This is a genomic window from Bacillus cereus group sp. RP37, from assembly GCF_040459695.1.
Lineage (GTDB): Bacteria > Bacillota > Bacilli > Bacillales > Bacillaceae_G > Bacillus_A.
This window is the reverse complement of sequence record NZ_JARVHP010000002.1, coordinates 442,018-459,029: the sequence shown is the minus strand read 5'-3', so window position 1 is coordinate 459,029 and position 17,012 is coordinate 442,018. Positions and strand designations below refer to the sequence as shown.

The following is a 17,012-nucleotide window of genomic DNA, read 5'->3' as shown; positions in this document are numbered from 1 at the left end:
GTGGCTGCGATTTTAGCTGTAGTGGTATTCGTTGTCATGTACTGGGTATTCTCTACCTTTCTACAAAGTAAAAAAGATAGCGGTAGCCTACTTACAAACTATGTAGAAAATGCAAAACGAATTGAAAAAAAGAATTTAAATCAAATGATGCTTGCTCCCTTCCAGTCGTTATCACATAAGTATCTGACAGAAGAAAAGAAAGAGCAAATCCAGAAAAAATTAGAAGAAGCTGGTTTGGATACGAAACCAGAAGAATATTTGAAAATGAAAGTTGCGTATCCCGTCATTTTCACCTCCGTTTTCTTGATATGTACGGTGTTTCATGATTACTACTTATTTAAAGTAGGCGTTTTGATTTCACCACTGCTTTATTTCTACCCTGATTATCTATTAAAGAAAAGAATCAAGCAGGCGATAGAAGCAAGGAAGTTCGAATTACCAGAGTATCTAATTCCAATGCTGCAGCTGTTAAAAACACATACAACATTAGAAGCAGTAAAAAAGGCGCAGATATATGCTGGGAGACATCTACGACCGTATGTATCTACACTTACTGCGGAATTAGAAATGTATGCGGGTTCGGATCAACCATTTAGAAACTTTGCAGCAGCCTTAAATAGTCCAGAAGTAAATACCTTTACGATTGCATTGCAACAAGCGCAAAAAACGGATAAGGTACAGAGTCTTCGTATTATGGACGCGCAGATTAAAATGATGCGTGAATTAAAACATGAGAACTATAACCGTCTCATTCAAAATAAGCCAATGGAAATGAATAAATTTAATGTTGCCGTTATCGCCTGTATTGTGATTTATCCAATGGTTATTGTTATTCAATCCTTAATGCAAGGATTTGCAAGTATATAAGAAGCTAGTACCCTAAATTGAATAAGAAGAGGAGCAATACACATGTTAACAAAAATGAAGAATTGGTTAAAAAATGAAGATTCACAACTATCCTCAGAAAACGGTATGTTAATCGCCTTGGCGGTAATTATTGTATTAGTGATTGGCCCGTTTGTATGGAAAGCAATTCAAGGCGGATATGACACAATTCTTGCTAGATTTACAAAAGCATCAAGCAATGCAGATGTGAATTCTTGGAACAAGTAATAGAAGTTTTAGATGAATAATTTTTATTACGTACAGCTCAAATACATAGATAAAGGAGTTCTAATCATGTTAGCAAAAATGAAAAATTGGTTAAAGAAGGAAGATTCACAGTTATCCTCAGAAAACGGTATGTTAATCGCCTAGGCTGTAATTATCGTATTAGTAATTGGTCCATTTGTATGGAAAGCAATTCAAGGTGGTTATGAAACAATTTTAGCACGATTCACAAAAGCATCGAAAAATGCAGACGTAGATTCTTGGAACTAAATATAAATTGAATAGTAAACAGGGGGGGCTACTCTAAAGTAGTTCCCTTTTTTAAAAAACAAATATATGCGGATTCAGAAAAGGAGAGAAGAAAGTGTCTTTGTATATTATAGGATTACTACTAAGTTATATGTTCCTAAATGTATTTACTGATTTGAAATATAGAAAAACAAAGAATTTGTGGCATCTACTATTCTTAATTTTTGGAATAGGAATCACGTATTTTACTGGAATAAGAACAGGGAAAGAGATTGTGATTGTACTAGCCATGGCATTAGCATGTGGTTTATTGTTGGAGACATTTAAATTTTCTTCACCTGGTGATACGAAAATGCTTGTGGTAGTAGCTTTATACATTAGCAATGTAGTAGAAGAATCGGCTGTGTTTACCGCAATTACACTAACAGCTTTCCATTTACTATTCTTTTGGATTGCCAGTGTGTATCGGTTAATTAATGTTTTAGGATTTATAGGAGCAATTAAAGACCAATTAGAGCATGCTGCTTCTATGTTTGGCGCAAAACTACCTAAGAAAGAAATACAGCTGATACAGAGCTTTCCAGGGGCTTGTTCTATTTTATTAGGAGCACTAGTTTATGTTGCGTTTACTGTATATCACAACGGAGGTATCTTGGCTTGAACAGTAGAATCATTCATCAAAGAGAAAAATATATTTACTTTACAATATTTGCACTTCTAGGAGTTCTTATTTTAAACATGTTTATTAACATTTTGTTTGTATTAGCATATCCTTTATTGATTGGATTAATCGTGCAGGTTATCTTACTGCAGAAGATTAAAAAGCCGTTTTATCGGAACGGAACAGAATTAACGGAACAATTAAAACTAAAAAATATATTTCTAGTAGAATCAAATATTTTAGGAGATGAAGAAGGAAAAGTCTATGAGGTGCATCAAACGCCATTTGCATTCTCAAATGGATTAATCAATAAGGAGAGGGGGTATAAAGTAGTAAAACAAGAGTATGAAAGTAAAGTAAAAGAAGATTTAACAAAGATTTCAAAGTGGCAAGTTACAACAAAAGCTAGACTTGTTACAACAACACATTTTCGATTATATACAATTTGGCAGAAAAATAGTACAGGCTATCAATTGAAAAAAATAGAGGATTGTATTGATCCGTATGCAAGGATGAACCTTATACAATGGACGATTGCTTCATTCTGTACGACTGGTCGAATCAAGTACGATAAGAAACCAAAAGAGTGGGCAAGCTATGAATGGATTACTTTAAGGTAAATAAAAAGACAGAAGAAAAAACTAAGTAGTTCAGTTATTGTAGGGAAACTTATTAATATACTGTTTGTATTGGCATATCCTTTATTGAATGAATTCATTACGTAGGTTGTTTGCTACAGAAGTTAAATAGTCATTTTATCGAAGCGGAAAAAATTAACGGAACAATTAAAGCTGAAAAACATATTTTTACTAGAATGAAATATTTTAGGAGATGAAGAGGGAATAGTTTATGAGGTGCATTAGATGTCTTTTGCATTCTCTAACGAATTAATCAATAGAGAGAAGAGTTATAAAGTTGTAAAATAGGAGTATGGCAAAAAATGGTGCAGGCTATCAATTGAAAAAATAGAGGATTGTATTGACCTTTACACAAAGTTACATTTTATTTAATAGATGATAGCGTCTTTTTGTACCACTGGCAGGCTCAAATGTAACAATTTATGAGTATAAGAATATTTTCTACCATCTAATCTAATATAAAATTATTTTGATTTAAAGTTTCTTTTGATTTTCATATGAATAATTTCGAAGGCGTTTATTTTATACGAAAGAGAGTTAGAAGTGGCTATTTGAAGAATTTAATAATATTTTGTTTATTGGCTACATTCTGTCTAAATATTGTAGGATGTTCTAATAATTTGAGTTCACTAAGGGAAAAGTCTAAAACTTCAAAACCTATGGAGTTTAAACGAATTAACAAAGCATGGTACAAACATATGTAATAGTTTAAAAGAACTTGAAATGGTTACTGGCTAAAGGTCATAAGGAATAATTAATTTGGCTGATAGCAGATGATGCAGATTGAGAAAAAATATAACGGAATTACATTTGAATTTAAGTAATTATAAGATAAAAATGGTCTAGATTTAGACCGTTTTTTTTGTAGATGTTTTTCATTGAAAAGACACCCTAAGGTGCCTTCCTCCGACTTGAACCATCTTAATTTTAATAATATGTATTGGACCCCATCTAATATAATTGTATCAAGCTAATGCAAAGTGGCAATTGAGAAATACGATTAACAAGAGAATGATAGTAGTGAAGACACCTAAAAATAAGGAAGTAGATTCTTACAGGTTGACTACGAATTCATTGACTCATGGTAACAAAAGTGGCTGTAAACAATATCATTAATAGTATTACAATGATATACAATTCGGATTGAGATATCATAATACCATTCATTATGCCATTAATCCTCCCATTGCTCCTGCTACAATCCCATTTAATGTGGGGTTTATATCTTAAAATATAAATATAATAATACCACTAACAAAAATACCAATCAGGGGTCCTAAAACAGAGGCTGTACTTAAATAGTTGTTACATTATTTGTAAGATATATTTTTTGTTCATTTAAAAATCCAAAAAAGCTTATTAATGCATTACGGAGGTTAACAGGTAAAAACATCAATCATACAGATTTCTGGACTTAAAAAGGGCTACTAAATTATGTAGTCCTTTTTAACAATTTAGTTTCCAAAAATCTATATTTTTTGTAATTCAGTTGCAAACTACAAAATTTCTTTTAAAAGAAATGTACGTACATACACATTATATTTTATTCCATAAGGCTCTATCTTTTTTCACGATAGTTTAATATCGTGAAAAATAAAACATTAGGTACGATATCACTTTGTTTTTTATATAGATTTGTAATTAAACTATATATTGAAATTCGTAATAATAAAATGTATTATTGAAAAGCACAATTTATAATTCAAGCAATCAAGACTATGTACCCATAATAATTTGAACATTCAGAAATTATAATATTGTCTAAAAATGAGGTGAGATTCATAGAAACAGTACATATTAAATGGTATGGATTGTATAGTATAAATGATTTTTGTAATAGAGAAGAAGCTTCTAAGAAGGGGATATTTACTATTTCTAGAGTAGATGCTAAGAATATAACATTGCTCTATATAGGAAAAACCAAAAGAAGCTTTATACAAAAGATAAGGGAACTTAATAAGGAGTGGCTTTGTGATGATAGCGAATTAAAGATTACATTAGGAATAATAGAATTTCCTAGTGGTGAAAGTTACTCTGAAAAGAAGGTAAAAGAGATAAAATCCCTTTTGATTTTACGACATACCCCATTAGAAAACGAAACGTCATTATTATACCATAGAGGGAAATTTAATTTGAAAATTATAAATAAGGGAAGAAGAGGCTTAATTGTTAAAAAGCTTTCTACAGAAGATCTAATATGGACGTAATTGGAATCACCTTTGAATAAAATTGAAGGTTTCTTAAGTGCCGAAGCTTATCAATTTTTAATGTATTAAACTATTTTGAATAACATATGTCAGATGCTTGAAAAAAACAAATTTTATTATGATATGAAATCCTGTATGGAAAGTGTAGTTCATTTCTATTATTTAATAAAAATATTAAGAATTATAGGGATAATACATAAAGAGTAGAGGAGAAAATAAACACGGAGGTTTAAAGAATGGGACAAGTAAGCAGGTTTCAAGAAAAACAACAGAATCGTCGTCAAAAGGCGATTTTTAATATTGCATTTACTTTGGTATTAGTGACAGTTGGTATAGTGACATACCAGTTGTTTACCCCATCAGATGCATCAAAGAAAGCAATTGCTCAAGAAAAGAAAGCAACAAAGATAGAAGAGAAGAAAAATGAAGATAAAGAAACATCAAAGATAGAAGAAAAGAAAAATGAAGATACAGAAGCAACAAAGATAGAAGAGAAGAAAAGTGAAGATAAAGAAGCAACAAAGATAGAAGAAACGAAAAATGAAGATACAGAAGCAGCACAGTTAGAAGGGAAACTAAAAGCAGAAAAATCGGTAAAAACGAACGAAAATGAAAATAAAGAGGCAGAAAAAACGGCATCTCATGAAAAGGGTTCTCAAACTAATTCTTCTTGGAAGCCAATTGGTACAGAGCAAGGAGCAAAACCTGAAATGAAATTTAAAGAAGGAACAGTAGATTGGAGTGAGATGAAAAAAGCAATTTCTTATGCTGTTGATGTTCCAGAGAGCCAATTGATTTTCGATTTTATTGGGAATAATGGTAATAATAAAGCCTACGGTAATGTACGAGATAAGCAAAGTAATAAAAAATATAAGGTTAATATTGATTGGGTAGAGAATCAGGGGTGGAAACCAGAATCTGTTCAGGTGGTAAAATAAATAATAGAAATGTAATTATGTGTTTAAAAGTTTACTTTTGTAAAAACTCAAAAAAGAGTCCGTATCAATCAGGACTCTTTTTGTTATAAATTTATAAAATTTCTGTTGTTTTTTTCGCCGAGATACGTTTAAAACTAGGTTATAGCAATACAAATGTTACTAAACTTTATTTTTCGTTGATATTTGTAACATAAACGCACGTTTTTGTTACGTTTTATATTTGAAAATATGAAATATCCTAATGGTTTAACTAGCTGTAACAAAATACAGTCTCAAAAATAATTTGTAACATTATTAGAAAACGACGGCGAGATGAATACAAACGAAAGAAAATCCTGTGGATCATAAAGGATTTGAGAGCTAGAGAGATACATAACAGCGCAGATAAGAATTAAATCCCCCTGGCGGCCAAATGATAAAAACCCTGCAGGGGATACAGGGCAAGACTAAGGGTATTGAAGAATTGTCGATTCTAAAAGTAAAGTAATTTTTGGAATATTATAAGTTTAACACATGATTCATCTAAACATTATATAAGGATGTTACAGAATTATGAAAAAGGTTGATAATCCAAAGAATCCATAAGGGATTATGTTATTAATAGGACAAGCTCTTGCATGTCGTAAATTCAGGAATCGAATAGAATACCCCGCCTAATAGACAGGTTCCTGGAGTAGGAAGATTGAACTATAACAATCTTTACGTAACTTTTACAACTGATTGAAGTATTTGATTAAAACAAAATTTGAATTTTGTAGAACTGTAGACTAAGGAAATATGCTTAGGGTATTAGCGAAACCCAACCCTAATCAATTCTTCATCGTTTATTTCAATTACGAATCTATATTCTTTATCTAATAGCCAGTAATAAAAACTGACTGCCTCTACGTCAACTAGTGATTGGAATACTTTATCAAGATTTGTACTTACTACAGGGATTTTAAAATTATCCCATATTATAAAAATCTGTTCATCAAAATCAAGTTGGTTTGGTCTAATAAGAGAAATTAGTTGTTTTTTGTTCAAAGCTATGAATTGATTGTCTATCTGTTCCCAATCAATTCTTCCAGAGACCGTTATAGGAAATAAATCTATTAAAGTAGTAGCAATCTGTTGGCTTTTTTTCTGAGAGAAAATGAGCGTTTCGTTTCCTAGGGATTCAAGGCATTCATTAAACAGAGGGTTTGTATCATTTCTGTTTTTGGTTTTCAGTTCTCTTAACTTTTGTCGCATTTTCCATTGTCTTGACGATCTATCATTCATTTTTAACATTCCTTATACAATTATTTATGAATGAGTATAGCATATAAGGGAAGCTCTTATGAAAATAAATTTTTATAATATACATTAAACAAAAGCTTTATTTGAAAAAAGGACCTCTTACGGAAAGATAAGAGGCCATCAAAAAATGTTGTATTTGAAACACGTGATGTTTCACAAAATATTATAACATAATTTGAATATTAAGTATAACTAATATATAGTTTTTGAAAAGAATAAAAATGTATAAAACTATTATTGAAATGGAGAAGAACTAGGATAAGGGGGCTAGGGCTTCTAGGATTGGTATATATCTCTCACACGACATAAAAAAAGAATAAAACGTATTGAAGATAACACATGAATGTCTCATAAATAAAAACATTATTTTAATTGTTGCAGCCCCTTAGAGGGCGCTCTAAGGGGCTAAGATTCGAGAATTTTTAAACTCTTGTTAATTACATGCTAACTCCCTAAGGAGTATATAAGGAATTTTAGCACTTAACTAATAATTTTACAACGGTATATTCGAATGAATACATTAAGAAACTATTTATATAAAAAAGGGCTCTTACTACTACGTAAGAGCCCCATGAACAAAGAAAAAGTCGTATATGGACTATATAAGAATCACAATAATATTCTAATATCTTTTTATATAGTTATCTATACATGATTAGCGTAGTAGGACTAACAAAATGTCATTTGATTTGAAAGGGGAATGGGAAAATGATTGAACAGGTTGAAATCGAAGGGCAGTTATCAATATTTGATATAGATGAAATAAAAATCAAGCTGTATGAAGTCTTAAAAGCAAACGCTTGCCATTGCGAGATTAGGAGTTATTACCTACACAACGATTACATGGGTGAAGTTAAGTAGTTCTGTATTAGAATTACAGATGACATAATTATTGATATGTGTTTGAGTCAGTTCCCTGAAGTATTTGCTGTGTACGAGGAATTCACTGAAACGCAGATCAAGAAGATATACAGAGGGAGATTGCAATAATGCTATTTTATAAAAAAAGAGAAGCCCTTAATCAGGTCGCTCCTCTTAATGCCAATATACAATAACTATTCCATTATAATGTATGGGCGTAAAATATTTAATAATTATCTTTATGGTAAAAATTTCATTTTGCCTTAGTACCTTTAAATCACGAAAAAAGGTTCTGCTGTTTCCTACAGAACCTTTCCTAAAATGGCAAAGAGTAACTCTTACCTTACTCTATTTATATACTATAAGATTGTTAACGAGAATCCAAGACTCTTTATATTGAGAAATAAAGAAGAATCATTATAAAAAATTTATCTTTTTTCATAAGTAAAAGAGCAGCTAGCAAAAACTAACTGCTCAATACAAGGAGATACAGAGAAAACTAAATGGACTTTGGCATACAAGCCTATCAACATTATGGACATGATCTTGATTATTATTCGAAGGAATTCATGTTTTACAAATCAGATTATGATAGTCGAAATTCTCCATATTGACCAGAAAAGGACCAAGAATTCTAGTGAAATTCCAAGTGTTCTTTTCCTAGTTTTTTGAAATTCTTTTACTAAATAGCCAACAGCACTAATTGCTAGAAGAATGAAAAGAATAAGTTCTAGTGTAACTGGCATTTGATCTACTCCTAATCCGTTAATTAATTTAGTATATAACGATTATAAGATATTTTTGTGGTTAATGGTGAAAAATTCAAAAAAACTATCTATATATGTAAAAAGGCCCCGTTGTCTACAACAGGACCTTTCCTAAAATGGAAAAGAGTAACTCTTGCCTTACTCTTTGTTCATACACTACAAGATTGTTAACAAAAATCCAAAGAGCTTTATATTGAGAAATAAAGAAGAATCATTATAAAGGATTTTATCTTTTTTCATAAATAAAAGAGCAGCTAAAAAACTAACTGCTCGGCTGGTTCTCCAAGGGGGAACAAGGAGAAAATCTAATGTCATATATAGTATTGACGGAATGTTAAGCTTTATTCAAGGGGGTGTACTAATTATTTAGGTTACACGAGAAGTCCTATTAACATCCAGGCTGTATCGATCAGAATTAAAGTTTCGAATGTAATCCAAAACTTTTTTTTCTGGTTTTTGAAATTCTTTGATTACAGAAAATATGGCACTTATTCCTACAAGAGTGAAAAGAGCAATTCGGATTGTTTCAATCATTTGCATCACCACCTAATATTTGAATAATTTAATTATATATTAATTAGCGTTTTATAGAAACTTAATGAAATAATCCTTTTAAGTGAATACAATTCTATTATTCTTTGTCATTTGTTTCTGGAAATGGAATGGGGTGGTCGTTCATGATTGAATGGTTACGCGTTTCTGGATAATAAACAAATATTAAAATAGGCTTCATTTCATCAATTTGGACGATGTGATTTACACTTTTAATGAATTACTCACATTTTTCGTTGGGCAAGGGGTGTCGCTCTTTGTTTGAGCTAATATAGACAAAGCTCCCTCAGTTCTCCATGTGTATTGCTTCAAATAAGGCATCGGAAGAAAGATATATCTCTTGGATATAAATTAAACATTATGCAAACGTGATTGGTCAGCACAAGATCGGCCAGCTGAAGTATTGACCGACTCTACAGAATATAAACGAGAAGATTCTTAGTCTTTTCCCAAGTACCGAACGTAAAGCGCGTAGCTAATATGAGCTGAAAAATTACATGATGCGGTGGTTTGGAGAAGGTTGCGAGTGACCTTGGAAGAAGAAGTTTTTCCGATTGTTTTTATTTTTCTCTTTCTCTCTCTCTATTAGATAGGAAAACAATGAGTAAGTTAATAAAACATATTTTTTGAATTATTTAATACAAATATATATAATTATATCAATGTTAATATATTAACTAGTTAAAAATGGGGAAAGAAAAATGAAAATTAAATTTAATGTGGTTAAAGATGAAAATTTTGATTTTATTTTATTAGAAGCAAAATTACTGAAAACTTTTAAAGAAGTCGATAATGTAGCAATAGTTGAAAAGGTTGAAGACAAAATTTTTGAAAAAGATGATGTGAAAACCCATTTAGAGGAGATTACTATTAATGTTACAGGAAAGAATATCGGATATAGATCAGTTTCAGCTAGTATATTTATTGTTCTAGAAAGCCTATCAATGAAGTTATTCAATATTAATATTAGTATACATTAAGCATCCAATACGGATGCCTTTTTCTTTGTTATGTAGAAATCACACATTAAATATTAGGGGGGCATAGAAATGATATAACCAAACAATCATCTCTTCTAGTGTATTGTAGCGTTTTAGTGTTACCCCTGCATTCATGAAAGGGTACCTGTATAAGGTGCCTTTTTGATGAACCATTTTAATATAGAAATCATATAGTATAGTGTAGGACAAGCTAACCGCTTATATCCTATTCAATGCTCATTGGGGAATTTCCCTTAACATATTCTAGCATCTACTGACGTGGATGCTCTTTTTTGTTGAATAAGATGGGCACATTTTTTGAATTGCTATTACGCCGTAAAGAATAACGCTAGAGCGATGAGTCCATATAAAAACAAAAAGAATCCTAAGATGAGTAGTATTGCACGAAAGTTGAGCATTTTAGACCTCCTAATGGTATATAAGAAATTTTAATATATTGTTGGTCTATTTAGAAGGATAACCACAAATTGGTAAAGGTTAAACTTGAATTTGAACAAAATGAATATTTGGACTAGAGGATATCTGTATAAATAGGTAGAATCTAGTTATTTGGTTCACATTTTAATCCAAGAGGTACAAATTCTATGCGACGTGAAAAGGATTTGTTGAAACAATGGAAGGCGGATTTGCAAGCTATTCAAGAAGAGAAAAGGCTGAAGAAGAAGGTTAGAAAAAGAATAAGAAATATAGCATTCCTGGTAAAACAGCTGACTTTATGGATGGCAAGAATACTTATTATAAAGAGAATGGGGTATGGAAGCAAAAATAAATAGTGTGAGGATAAATAAGTTTGATTAAGTTTATTGCAATTATTGTAGGCGCTGCCGTGATCTGGGTGGCGTCTTGTTTATTGTTAAGAAAAGAAAGATAAGGGGAAAATAAAAAAAGAGAGCTAATGCCCTCTTCTTTAGCGGTACGTTAATTAATCGCAGATTGGTATTCCGAGCACTCTTAAAGCTAATGCTACTTGGAGGGAAATCTCTAATCTAGCAATTTCGATACCAGCGACTGAAAGAACTAAAAAAGGTTGTCCATTTACAAACACAACGCAACTATCCATGGTTACGCCTCCTTTCTAGCAATATAATATAGTATATGAACGAAACGATAATATGTAATAGTTGAATTAATGAATTTAATAGAATTAATAGAATAGCCCATTTAACCAAATGAACACACCGAAAGAGAAAAGTTCTTTTTGCCAGTCTAAAAGTTAGCCTGAAATAGCATATATATAAATGATAACTTTTAGATAGTATTAAGGGGACAATTAATGGGATTGGTGGGATATGCATGAGCTATTATAAGAGAGCAAGATCTAGGATTGCAATTTGAAACGGTAGAAACATATGGTTGTACAAAAATATTCACTGAAAGGTAGAAAGGAGTGGATTAAGGAAACATAAAGTTGTTGAAATTTTTGTATGAATTTATTAACATGGAACTATATTTATTGTTTATTTGATTCTGTTTATTCCCACACCTTATGTGTTGTGGTTGAGTTGTAGAAGCAATTTACGTCTTGCTTCAATTCTGAAAGGGCTTCTTTGAGCCGATTAGTGTATATAAAGCTTATTTAATTAGCTGTGCACATTTTTAATCGACTTAAAGAATCCCTTTTTGTGTTGTTTTAAAGTCTGTTTGACTGGTAAAACCCATTATTACATGAGGCAAAAATTATTATTTAGGCAGATATAAAATGAATACTAGTTTTGAGGTATCTATACTTTTATACAACAATCAAATTAGATAAAAAGAGAATCAAAAAATATTAGTCTACAAATCACGAGATATTTGCTAGAGCATTTGAAGTATATATAGCATCCGATTTGCTAGAACAAGAACATAAAAACGATTATTTAGTTTGTGAAATATATTCTTTTGTATTTCTGTTAGGAGAACAAAGAAAGCATCTAAATAGAAGTATAAGGAGTTTAATGCAGGTAGTTGTTCTATACATAATAAAAAATATATAAGGGGTGGGGGATTATGCATTATAACATTCAAAAAGGACAGTTCCGTTTAACAAGTGCTTATCCAAGAGGTAGCTGGTGGGAGTTTTATCGTGTTCCGTGTCCAATTTGTCATGATACAGGCAATTGCATGCTGCATGTTTCGCAAGAGAAAGTAGCGTGTACGCGTGTAGAAAGTAAATGGATCTATGGAAAAAACACGGGCAATCCAAGCTACATTCACTACATAAATGGAAAAGATAAGTATCAATTGCCTGAGGTGGATGAAGTTCAGATCCATGCTAAGAAAAGCAATGAGGAATTAAATGTGTTTAATCGTAAGTTAATAGATTTCATACCATTGCAAGTGCATCATCATGCACATTTAATAATAGATAGAAAAATGAGCGAGGAACAAATACAAGTACGTCAATATCGTTCTTTCTTAAAGCAACAAATTGTGTTAGAAGAGGATAATACGTATACGACCGTTTGGGAGAAACTATTTGAACAGATTGGGAGAAAAAGTTGCTGGCAGGGCATTCCGGGATTTTATGAGATGAAGAAAAGTCAGCTTTCTCTTCGTTTAATGTCAGGCTTCCCTGGTATATTGATTCCTTTTCGAAACCAGTATAATCAAATTGTTGGATGGCAGGTTCGTGTGGATGAAGTGAAAAACTCAGTTCATGTGAAATCGGCACCTACTGGAGTTCAAGCAGAATTAATTGAACAACCTAATGTTGTAAAGATAACTAAGAATGGTGATTGTATATTTGAAGGTGAACTAGAAGTGAGCAAAAAGGTAGAAATTCCATCTCAAGAGGAACGAATTGTTGTAAAAATTCATAAAGGGCAAAAATATTTATGGATCTCATCAGCAAACAAAAATCAAGGAACTGGTGCAGGAGGTAGTGAAAATCCACTGCCTGTGCATGTAGCGGTACCGAGTTCTCATTTGAAACATTGGAATTCTGGTACACTTCATCAAACTAAATCAGTGATGATAACAGAGGGGGCTATAAAAGCAGATCTGATTGCTGATTTGATTCCAGAGAGATTTAATAAAGTGGAACTTTCTGAAGTAGGAACAACGGTTCTTGCGATTCCTGGTGTAAATGCTTGGAGAATTACTATGCCTGTATTAAAGGATATGGGGGTAGAAAATGTCTATTTAGCGTTTGATGCTGATTTAGTAGAGAATAAGAAAGTAAGAAAAGCTCTTATAGACTTTGCGACAAAGTTAAAGCAAGAGGGTTATAACGTAATTATTGCAGCATGGAACCCAGCACAAGGAAAAGGTCTGGATGATACAATGCAAGCGGGATTTAAACCTGTGTTTAAGGGACTGTAATAGTCATAAATTAGGTTGATATTTTCGTGAACTACTCGCCACTTAGCAAAGCTTGAAGTGGGAGCTTCTCAGTTCCACGACGAAAGTAACCTTTCGTCTCCCTGAGCGTTACTTCGGGGTGTTCCACCCCTAGATGTCCAACGAATGGATGCTCTTTTGGTACGGTTGATATTTTACGCAGGAACCGAATGGCTTGGTTTTCGCACTCTATTTTCTTCCTGCAACCTTCTATATCAAGTTATCAAAGAACTTCATATAGCTAGTTTATCAAAAGTTTTTGGCTATGCCAAACCGAAATTCATCTCCCATCTATCGTTGGGCTACGCCCTTCACACGCTTGAGGAAGGAGAATTCTTTCAGGGAATACGTTAAATAAGTAGGTTAAAAAAGATAGAGTTTGTAATTCTATCTTTTTTTATATTCAGTTACTACAAAGGTTTTAAATTAACAAAAAGAAAGGTAGAAGAGAATATGAATACATCTATGAAAAAAATCTAGTAAATTTACGAGTTGATTTTGCTTTCAAGCGGTTGTTTGGAGTAGAGGGAAATGAAGATATACTCATTGGTTTTCTTAATGCGGTATTACAATCCTATTTAGATGAGGAAATCATTTCGTTACATTTAGATGATCCACATCTCCCAAGGGAGCAAAAGGATGATAAATTGTCTATTTTAGATTTGCGAGCTACTCTTAATAATGGTATAAAATTAAATATAGAGATACAGGTTCGCGACAAAAAAGACATAATCGAGCGATCTTTGTTCTACTGGGCTGGCATGTATTATTCTCAAATGATTCAGGGAATGAAGTACATAGAATTAAGACCAACCATTTGTATTAATATAGTGGATTTTATTCTGTTTCCAGAAGAAGAAGACTTTCATAATGTCGGTGTAGTCATGAACAAAAAATCAGAGCACATAATTTCAGAGAATATGCAATTGCACTTTCTTGAGATTCCAAAAGTAATTCGAGAATGGCAAGAAAATCGAATGGATCCATGGGATGATATATTAGCACGTTGGCTATTACTATTTCCTGCATATGAAGATGAGAAATTAACAACAATCCTGGAGGGAATCGCGATGGAAAAAGATCCAGTTTTGAAAAAGGCAATAGAGGATTGGGAGCGTTTAAGTAGTGATAAGGACTTTTTACGCTTATATGAGGCGAGAGAGAAGGCAATCAAAGATAGAATATCAGAAATAGAGACGGCAGAAGAGAAAGCAGCGAAAAAAGCAGCAAAAAAAGCTGCAAAAGAAGCTAGAACAGCCACTAAGATAGAGATGATTCGCAATTTAATTAAAGTTGGTGTACCTATAGAGAAGATATCAGAAGCTACTGAATTAAGTGTGGAAGAGGTTAATGAAATTTTAAAACATAAAGAGTAAATATAAACGATTTTAAACAGGTAATTGTGATTACAAACAATTACCTGTTTTTTTATTCTTTTTGATTGTTGCACATTTTGTGATTTAAATTATATTTTTTCTTGTTTTAGAATTCCCTCTAACCTATAACAGAATTTATATATCGGGAAATAATGATAGGAATTAAGGTGGATTTAAACAAAATCCTTATTTAAATGAAGAAGCCCTAGGATTAGGGGGCTAGGGCTTCAAGTCATGGTATATCTCACACGACATTATAAAAAGAAAAGAACGTACTCAAGATAACAAATGAATGTTTCATAAATGTATCAAAAAAGTGAACAAAAAGTGATTTTATAAATCAAAGTACTCAGCATACTTAACTAACGGCTTGTTGAAAAAAAGAAGCCCGCAGAAAATGTTACAGGGCTTCATAAGACTGAGTTATGTCGTACTCACAGGTGATTTTAACATGGTTTTAGCGGGAAATAAATTGGTAAATGTGCCCAAGTAGTTTGAAGCTATTATTTAAAACAAAAATGCTTTCTGGTAAGCATATGTAAAAAAGAGCACTAAATAAAGTGCTCTCGTGACGAGATTCATTTTGTAACGACTATTTTATATAGAAAGGAACTCAGAATATTATATGAGTACCCATTTAATTGAGTGCCTTTTACAAATAAAAGAGCAGTTAGCAAAAGCTAACCGCTCCAATCATGGAATATGGTTAAGAAATGGGTTGTCTACATTATTGACGGAATATTTAATTTTATTTAGAGAGACTTATACATTACAAATTAGATTATGATATTTACAATTACACATATCGCCCAGAAAAGAACTAAAAATTCTATTGAAATCCAAAGCGCTTTTTTCTCAGGTTTTTTAAACTCTTTTATTAAAGAGAAAACAGCACTAATTGCTATAAAGATGAAAAGAGCAAGTCTTATTGTATCAGGCATTTTAACCACTCCTAATTTGAATTAAATTCATTATATAACGATTTTGAAATTTTTAGATAATTATTGGTGAAAATTAAGCAAAATTTAAACAAAATGAACCTTTGGGGGGAAAGTAAGGAATAACAATGGGACTAGGGAAACCGTGGAAATGAAGTAGAGCAACAGCAAGGTGGGACTAATCTGTTTTCTGAGATAAGGAATACAGGACATGTTAGTAATATCAGAGTCAAACAGATTGATAAGGTCATACAATACGCTTGAGATAATGACGAGGCAGTGGTTAATAAGATTTTCTCCCATTGTAGTAAAATGGAGGTTATTATGTACAAGAAAAAAGAAGCATACTATGTATATGTGTATATATTTAGAGACAAAATTACAAAATAAATAAAAATAGAACCATGGCGTTCATTGAGAGAAGAAATGAATGTTCTAGGTCTTAAGAACAGTGATATTTTTCAAATTCAAATGATAGGGTACGATCCAAACAAAGAAGACAAAGAAATTAAATAAAAATGGAACATGAAAAGTCTATTTTTATTTTTTAAGTGTAAATTAGGGCTTGTATTTTTAAAATCGTATAGCTATAATATGAAAGTAATAAGATTTCACAATAAAATAAAAATTAATCAGTTCGCATATAAGAGAAGACCTCAATATGCGCCATGTCCTTAGGGGACGTGTGCGTGTATTGGGGTCTTTTTGCGTTTTGCGAGCAAAAACATCCGGAGGTGCAGGAATTATGTTGAATTGGTTGTCTGCAAAACTTATGACAACATCAGTTGGAGATTTCTTACTGGCAAAAGGTAGTTTTACGAAGGGCCTTGGTGGTAATGGCGGTAAAGGCGATGCTGCAACTGTCCAAAATAGTATGAATACCCTTGTAAAAACATTAATTGGTTTTGGTAGTATTTGGGTAGTTGCTTGTGTTGTATTCGCAGCTATTAAACTTTCCGGTGCGCAAGGGAAGAACCCTGAAAACCGTACACAAGCTATGATTGGTTTAGCTTGTGCGGCAATTGGAGGCTTTGTCATGATCAAAGCGTACGACATCGCAGCTTGGGTTGCAACAATCTAACATAAGAGTATGTACAAGCTCTCCTCCATTT

15 protein-coding genes and 4 pseudogenes are annotated in these 17,012 nt (G+C 32.1%); 15 read left to right on the top strand and 4 right to left on the bottom strand.

Annotation, left to right across the window (positions count from 1 at the left end; all coding sequences use genetic code 11):
• The 7 genes and pseudogenes from QCI44_RS30360 to QCI44_RS30330 all read left to right on the top strand — a co-directional run bounded on the left by QCI44_RS30360 (window position 1) and on the right by QCI44_RS30330 (window position 5,803).
• Window positions 1-867, top strand: coding sequence for a hypothetical protein (locus tag QCI44_RS30360; protein WP_016135686.1), 867 nt, complete (start codon window positions 1-3; stop codon window positions 865-867).
• Window positions 868-909: 42 nt separating this feature from the next.
• Window positions 910-1,113 (top strand): hypothetical protein, encoded by a 204-nt coding sequence (locus QCI44_RS30355; protein ID WP_000956353.1) that lies wholly within the window; start codon window positions 910-912, stop codon window positions 1,111-1,113.
• Between the two features lie 66 nt (window positions 1,114-1,179).
• Window positions 1,180-1,380, top strand: a pseudogene (locus QCI44_RS30350) (hypothetical protein).
• A gap of 94 nt (window positions 1,381-1,474) precedes the next feature.
• Window positions 1,475-2,020: a hypothetical protein gene (locus tag QCI44_RS30345; protein WP_016135685.1), complete on the top strand. Its 546-nt coding sequence runs from the start codon at window positions 1,475-1,477 to the stop codon at window positions 2,018-2,020.
• Window positions 2,017-2,640: a hypothetical protein gene (locus QCI44_RS30340; RefSeq protein ID WP_016135684.1), complete on the top strand. Its 624-nt coding sequence runs from the start codon at window positions 2,017-2,019 to the stop codon at window positions 2,638-2,640. Before QCI44_RS30345 ends, QCI44_RS30340 begins: the two co-directional genes overlap by 4 nt.
• Window positions 2,641-4,430: 1,790 nt before the next feature.
• Complete coding sequence (locus QCI44_RS30335) at window positions 4,431-4,865, top strand: hypothetical protein (protein ID WP_033659945.1); 435 nt, start codon at window positions 4,431-4,433, stop codon at window positions 4,863-4,865.
• Between the two features lie 236 nt (window positions 4,866-5,101).
• Window positions 5,102-5,803, top strand: coding sequence for a YrrS family protein (locus tag QCI44_RS30330; RefSeq protein WP_016135683.1), 702 nt, complete (start codon window positions 5,102-5,104; stop codon window positions 5,801-5,803).
• Window positions 5,804-6,592: 789 nt separating this feature from the next.
• Here the strand turns inward: QCI44_RS30330 and QCI44_RS30325 are convergent.
• Window positions 6,593-7,066 carry a CDI toxin immunity protein gene (locus QCI44_RS30325; RefSeq protein ID WP_016135682.1) on the bottom strand — a complete coding sequence of 158 codons (474 nt, stop codon included), beginning with the start codon at window positions 7,064-7,066 and terminating at the stop codon, window positions 6,593-6,595.
• A gap of 726 nt (window positions 7,067-7,792) precedes the next feature.
• Here QCI44_RS30325 and QCI44_RS30705 point away from each other — a divergent pair.
• Window positions 7,793-7,945 (top strand): hypothetical protein, encoded by a 153-nt coding sequence (locus QCI44_RS30705; protein WP_016089789.1) that lies wholly within the window; start codon window positions 7,793-7,795, stop codon window positions 7,943-7,945.
• 1,133 nt (window positions 7,946-9,078) lie between these two features.
• Here QCI44_RS30705 and QCI44_RS30315 read toward each other — a convergent pair.
• Window positions 9,079-9,246, bottom strand: a complete 168-nt coding sequence (locus QCI44_RS30315) for a hypothetical protein (RefSeq protein WP_016135681.1) — start codon at window positions 9,244-9,246, stop codon at window positions 9,079-9,081.
• Window positions 9,247-9,965: 719 nt separating this feature from the next.
• Between QCI44_RS30315 and QCI44_RS30310 the strand changes: the two genes are divergently transcribed.
• Both QCI44_RS30310 and QCI44_RS30305 read left to right on the top strand, forming a co-directional pair.
• The gene (locus QCI44_RS30310) at window positions 9,966-10,244 is read left to right on the top strand and encodes a hypothetical protein (protein WP_016135680.1); all 279 of its coding nucleotides are present in this window, start codon (window positions 9,966-9,968) and stop codon (window positions 10,242-10,244) included.
• 605 nt (window positions 10,245-10,849) lie between these two features.
• Window positions 10,850-11,034, top strand: a pseudogene (locus tag QCI44_RS30305) (hypothetical protein).
• 153 nt (window positions 11,035-11,187) lie between these two features.
• Here QCI44_RS30305 and QCI44_RS30300 read toward each other — a convergent pair.
• A complete protein-coding gene (locus tag QCI44_RS30300) occupies window positions 11,188-11,325 on the bottom strand; it encodes a DUF3956 domain-containing protein (protein WP_000376554.1) in 138 nt (45 codons plus the stop codon).
• A 661-nt stretch (window positions 11,326-11,986) separates the two neighbouring features.
• Here QCI44_RS30300 and QCI44_RS30295 point away from each other — a divergent pair.
• The 3 genes and pseudogenes from QCI44_RS30295 to QCI44_RS30285 form a co-directional block, all read left to right on the top strand.
• Window positions 11,987-12,241: pseudogene (locus QCI44_RS30295) on the top strand (LPD1 domain-containing protein); the annotation flags it as partial.
• A gap of 13 nt (window positions 12,242-12,254) precedes the next feature.
• Window positions 12,255-13,568, top strand: coding sequence for a DUF3854 domain-containing protein (locus tag QCI44_RS30290; protein WP_098413066.1), 1,314 nt, complete (start codon window positions 12,255-12,257; stop codon window positions 13,566-13,568).
• 530 nt (window positions 13,569-14,098) lie between these two features.
• Window positions 14,099-14,962, top strand: coding sequence for an Rpn family recombination-promoting nuclease/putative transposase (locus tag QCI44_RS30285; protein WP_016135678.1), 864 nt, complete (start codon window positions 14,099-14,101; stop codon window positions 14,960-14,962).
• Between the two features lie 776 nt (window positions 14,963-15,738).
• Here QCI44_RS30285 and QCI44_RS30280 read toward each other — a convergent pair.
• Window positions 15,739-15,903, bottom strand: coding sequence for a hypothetical protein (locus QCI44_RS30280; protein WP_016135677.1), 165 nt, complete (start codon window positions 15,901-15,903; stop codon window positions 15,739-15,741).
• A 321-nt stretch (window positions 15,904-16,224) separates the two neighbouring features.
• On the opposite strand from QCI44_RS30280, the pseudogene QCI44_RS30275 reads away from it, so the two are divergent.
• Together QCI44_RS30275 and QCI44_RS30270 are read left to right on the top strand one after the other, a co-directional pair.
• Window positions 16,225-16,416 (top strand): annotated as a pseudogene (locus tag QCI44_RS30275) (hypothetical protein).
• Window positions 16,417-16,561: 145 nt separating this feature from the next.
• Window positions 16,562-16,981 carry a hypothetical protein gene (locus QCI44_RS30270; RefSeq protein ID WP_016089780.1) on the top strand — a complete coding sequence of 140 codons (420 nt, stop codon included), beginning with the start codon at window positions 16,562-16,564 and terminating at the stop codon, window positions 16,979-16,981.
• Window positions 16,982-17,012: the final 31 nt, after the last annotated feature.